Origin of the sequence: Curtobacterium sp. MCBA15_013 (genome assembly GCF_001865095.1) — a bacterium.
Lineage (GTDB): Bacteria > Actinomycetota > Actinomycetes > Actinomycetales > Microbacteriaceae > Curtobacterium.
Genome location: NZ_MJGQ01000015.1, coordinates 1,429 through 3,218 on the forward strand (window position 1 = coordinate 1,429; position 1,790 = coordinate 3,218).

A 1,790-nucleotide genomic window follows, 5' to 3' on the forward strand; every position below is an offset into this window, starting at 1 on the left:
ACGCGCCGGACGGAACCTGCTCGTCACCGCCGGTCCTGGGAACCCGCCGAGCATGCGCGTCGCAGGCGTGACGACTCCTGTCCCCGACGCGTCACCCTGGTGGGTGCGGACGACCGCGCCCGAGGAACAGGAGACACCATGAGCACCGACCACGACGACACCACGACCGGCAAGCCGTCCTTCCGTGACACCGTCACCGCCGGGCTCGTGCAGAAGGCGCTCGAGCCGGTGCTCCGCGCCGTCCGCGACGAGGTCGCATCGGCACGACGCGAGATCGGCGACCGCGTCAACGGCGCGAAGACGGGGCTCGTCCTCACCGGCGTCGCGGTGGCGTTCGCGCTGACGACCCTCGTCCTGCTCGCCGGCTTCGTGGTGGTGCTGCTCGCGCTCGTGCTCCCGCTCTGGGCCGCGACCGGCATCACGCTCGTCGTGTTCGGCGTCGTCACCGCGGTCCTCGCGGTCGTCGGCATCGCCGGCATCCGTCGGGGTGTGCCGCCGGTGCCGTCCGACACCATCCACGAGGTGCAGGAGCGCGTGGCGAACCGCTGACTACATCGCAAGCGTCATGCCGACGACGGCGACCGTCATCGCGAAGACCTCGCCGCTCCGGACGGCACGCCGGTCCTCTCGTGCCCACTCGTGGCGGAGCAGCCACCCGCTGAACGCGGCGTAGCCGATCACTCCGGCGCCGAGCACCGCGGTCAGGGCGATGCCGTGGCCCGCGTGTCCGTCGGCGATGCCCGTGGCGTGCCCCATCAGGAGCATCCCGGACATCACGACCGCCGACAGTGCCCGGTGGACATCCATCGGCTCAGCGCGGCGACCGTCGGCGCGCCGCCGCCGCATGACGGGCAGCGGCGCGAGGAGCAGGAGCACGGTGGCGGCGAGGAGCGTCCACACCGCTCCGGCGTGCACGACGGGCATGAGCATCGCGACGAGCATCACCGCCGCGGGGACGATCACGCCCGGGCGAGGCCGGTACCGGTCCCCCACGATGCAGCACACCGACGCGAACTGCGGCACGACGAGCATGGCGTCGGCGACGGTCTCGTGCACGGGGTGTCCTCGGGCGGCGGGGTGGTGCGGGTCGGGGTCAGTCCTCGGTGCGGCCAGCGGCCTTCGCGGCACGCTCCTGCTTCACGCGGGCGTTCTCGGCGTGCACCGCGGCCTGCGTCGCGCGCTCGCGGACGAGCCACTCGGGCTTCTGCTCGAGCAGCGTCTTGATCTCCGCCGTGGTGAGCGGTTCGTCGATGCCCGCACGGGTCAGCCCCGAGATCGACACGCCGAGCTTCTGCGCCACGACGGGTCGCGGGTGCGGTCCGTCGCGACGGAGGTCCTCGAGCCAGGTCGGGGGTTCCGTGCGGAGTTCGTCGAACGCGGTCCGGCTGATCGGCGCGTCCCGGAAGGTCTCCGGGGCGGCCGCCAGCAGGATGCCGAGCTTCTTCGCGGCCGTCTCGGGCTTCATGGTCTGTTCCTGCGCCATGGACACAAGGGTACGGCCCCTATGCTCGGTTGCATGACCGCGGCACTCACCATCGCCTTCGTGCCGGGGGTGTCCCCCGCGAAGTGGGCCCGCGTCTGGCGCGAGCGCTTCCCCACGACCGAGCTCCGACTCCGCCCGATCGGAGCGGACGAGGTCGACGACGCACTCGCCGGCGAGGCCGACATGGTGTTCGCCCGGGTCCCCGTGTCGGACGCGCACAACGCCATCCCGCTCTGGACCGAGACCGCCGTCGTCGCGATGCCGAAGGACTCCCCGCTCGCGGACCTCGCCGAGGTCGACCTCGGCG

4 protein-coding genes are annotated in these 1,790 nt (G+C 72.6%); 2 read left to right on the forward strand and 2 right to left on the reverse strand.

Features of this window, described 5'->3' with window-relative positions:
- The first annotated feature begins 138 nt into the window (after positions 1 to 138).
- Positions 139 to 549, forward strand: coding sequence for a phage holin family protein (locus tag BIV01_RS09465; protein ID WP_071302663.1), 411 nt, complete (start codon positions 139 to 141; stop codon positions 547 to 549).
- Here BIV01_RS09465 and BIV01_RS09470 read toward each other — a convergent pair whose 3' ends face one another.
- Both BIV01_RS09470 and BIV01_RS09475 read right to left on the reverse strand, forming a co-directional pair.
- Positions 550 to 1,056 carry a hypothetical protein gene (locus BIV01_RS09470; RefSeq protein WP_071296394.1) on the reverse strand — a complete coding sequence of 169 codons (507 nt, stop codon included), beginning with the start codon at positions 1,054 to 1,056 and terminating at the stop codon, positions 550 to 552.
- 37 nt (positions 1,057 to 1,093) lie between these two features.
- Entirely contained in the window at positions 1,094 to 1,483 is a 390-nt protein-coding gene (locus BIV01_RS09475) for a DUF5997 family protein (protein ID WP_070418322.1), read from the reverse strand.
- 33 nt (positions 1,484 to 1,516) lie between these two features.
- On the opposite strand from BIV01_RS09475, the gene BIV01_RS09480 reads away from it, so the two are divergent.
- On the forward strand, positions 1,517 to 1,790 hold a 274-nt coding region (locus tag BIV01_RS09480), incomplete at its 3' end, for a LysR family transcriptional regulator substrate-binding protein (protein WP_175473681.1).